General features: G+C 69.8%; 3 protein-coding genes. All 3 read left to right on the forward strand.

All coding sequences use genetic code 11. The features are described from left to right. Window positions 1–434, forward strand: a 434-nt coding sequence (locus GJV64_RS13580) for a lysylphosphatidylglycerol synthase domain-containing protein (RefSeq protein ID WP_205599639.1), incomplete at its 5' end; no start/stop codon positions are given. 53 nt (window positions 435–487) lie between these two features. Further along, on the forward strand, window positions 488–1,831 hold the full coding sequence (gene glmM, locus GJV64_RS13585) for a phosphoglucosamine mutase (protein ID WP_164157910.1): 1,344 nt from the start codon (window positions 488–490) through the stop codon (window positions 1,829–1,831). Beyond that, on the forward strand, window positions 1,828–2,527 hold a 700-nt coding region (thiD, locus tag GJV64_RS13590; protein ID WP_164157912.1), incomplete at its 3' end, for a bifunctional hydroxymethylpyrimidine kinase/phosphomethylpyrimidine kinase. The genes glmM and thiD, both read left to right, overlap by 4 nt.

A 2,527-nucleotide genomic window follows, 5' to 3' on the forward strand; every position in this document is an offset into this window, starting at 1 on the left:
CGGCGCTGGCGCTGGCCGCCCTGGCCGGTCTGCTACTGCCCTGGCCCGGCCGGCTGCGGCGGGCCGTGCCGGTGCTGGTGGCAGCCAGCTTGATGGCGATGCTGTTCATGGCCGCGCTGGGTGTCAGCTTCGCGCTGGTGCTGAACAGTCTGGCGCCGGCCGGGGCGCCGCTTGCAGCATTGCCGTTTGCCGCGGCCATTGCCGTGTTGGGCTGGCTGACAGGCTATCTCACCCCCGGCGCGCCGGGGGGACTTGGCACGCGCGAGGCGGTGATGCTGGTGTTGCTGGCCGGCAGCGTGAGCGAGGGCGAGGCGCTGATCGCCATCACCCTGTTCCGGCTGGTGACTGTGCTGGGCGATCTGGTGTGCTTTGGCGTTGGCTGGCTTCTGTTTCGCGGTACTGCATCGCCCGATCCCGGTGTGCCGGCCGCATGAGGGACTGTCACATCCCCTTTGGCAAGGCCGACGCCACGCGCTAGGAGCCGTTCATGACCACGCACGCGCGCCGCTATTTCGGCACCGATGGCATCAGGGGCCTCACCAACCGGCCGCCGATGACCGCCGCCATCGCCCTGAAACTGGGCCAGGCCGCCGGCCGGCATTTCCTGCGCGGCGCCCACACGCACCGCGTGGTGATCGGCAAGGACACGCGGCTTTCCGGCTACATGATGGAGGCGGCCTTGCAGGCCGGCTTCACCAGCGTCGGCATGGACGTGACGCTGCTGGGCCCGATGCCCACCCCGGCGGTGGCGATGCTCACCCGGTCGATGCGCGCCGATCTCGGCGTGATGATCTCGGCCAGCCACAATCCCTATCACGACAATGGCATCAAGCTGTTCGGGCCCGATGGCTACAAATTGTCCGACGATGACGAAGCCGCGATCGAGGCGCTGCTGGAGGCCGAGATTCCGCTGGCCGAGCCGCAGGCCATCGGCCGGGCGCGGCGCATCGACGATGCGCAGGGCCGCTACATCCACTTTGCCAAGGCGACCTTTCCGGAGCGCCTGCGCCTTGATGGCCTGAAGATCGTTGTCGATTGCGCGCATGGCGCTGCCTATCGGGTGGCGCCGGCGGCGCTCTGGGAACTGGGCGCCGAGGTGATCGCCATCGGCGTGACGCCTGACGGCTTCAACGTCAACGATGGCTTTGGCTCCACCCACCCCAAGGCGCTGCAGCTGAAGGTGATCGAGGTCGGCGCGGATATCGGCATTGCGCTCGACGGCGATGCCGACCGGCTGATCGTGGTCGACGAGAAGGGCCAGATCGTCGACGGGGACCAGCTGATGGCGCTTATCGCCACCCGCGCGGCCGCCGCCGGCACGCTGAAGGGCGGGGCGCTGGTCGCCACCGTGATGTCCAACCTGGGGCTGGAGCGGCATCTTGCCGGCCATGGCCTTGCCCTGCATCGCGCCGCCGTGGGGGACCGGCACGTTCTGGAGCTGATGCGGCAGACAGGCTGCAATGTCGGCGGCGAGCAATCGGGGCATATAATCCTGTCGGATCACGCCACCACCGGCGATGGGCTGGTGGCGGCGCTGCAGGTGCTGGCAGCCTTGGTGGCCGATGGCCGCCCGGCCAGCGAGCTGCTGCACCTGTTCGATCCGCTGCCGCAGCTGTTGAAGAACGTCCGCTTCAAGGGCGGCGCGCCGCTCGAGGCCCCGGCGGTGCAGGCCGCCATCGCCGAAGGCGAGGCGCGGCTGGCCGGAACGGGGCGCATCCTCATACGAAAGTCGGGCACCGAGCCGCTCATTCGCGTGATGGCCGAAGGCGAGGATCGCGCGCTGGTGCGCAAGGTGGTGGACGATATCTGCGCGGCGGTGGCCGCTGCATGACGGCGCGCATCCTGGCCATCGCCGGGTCGGACAGCGGCGGCGGCGCCGGCATCCAGGCCGACATCAAGACCATCACCATGCTGGGCGGCCACGCGATGACCGCGGTGACGGCGGTGACCGTGCAGAACACGCTGGGCGTGAGCGCGGTGCACGCGGTGCCGCCCGATGTGGTGGCCGCCCAGATCCGGGCGGTGATCGAGGATATCGGTGTTGATGCGATCAAGATCGGCATGTTGGGCACGGCGGCGGTGGTGCACGCGGTGGCCGACGCGCTGGCGGGCGTGACGGTGCCGATCGTGCTCGACCCGGTGATGATCGCCAGCAGCGGCGACATGCTGATTGAGGAGGACGCGGTGTGGGCGCTCGTGGAACGCCTGTTGCCGCTGGCCCGCGTGGTGACGCCCAACCTGCCGGAGTTGGTGGCGCTGACCGAAACCGAGGTGGCGGACGAGGCCGACATGCTGCTCGCCGCGCAGGAATTGCTGAACATGGGTCCAAGGGCCGTGCTGGCCAAGGGCGGGCATCTCGATGGTGCGACGGTCACCGACTGGCTGGTGAGCGCCCAGGGGCACCTGGCCTTCAGCGACCAGCGCATCGCCACCAGCAGCAGCCATGGCACCGGCTGCACGCTTTCGGCGGCGCTGGCCTGCGGGCTGGGGCAGGGGCTGGCGCTGGCCGAAGCGGTGGCGCGGGCGC

Source organism: Sandarakinorhabdus rubra (assembly GCF_010994245.1).
In the GTDB taxonomy this organism is placed as follows: Bacteria; Pseudomonadota; Alphaproteobacteria; order Sphingomonadales; family Sphingomonadaceae; genus Sandarakinorhabdus; species Sandarakinorhabdus rubra.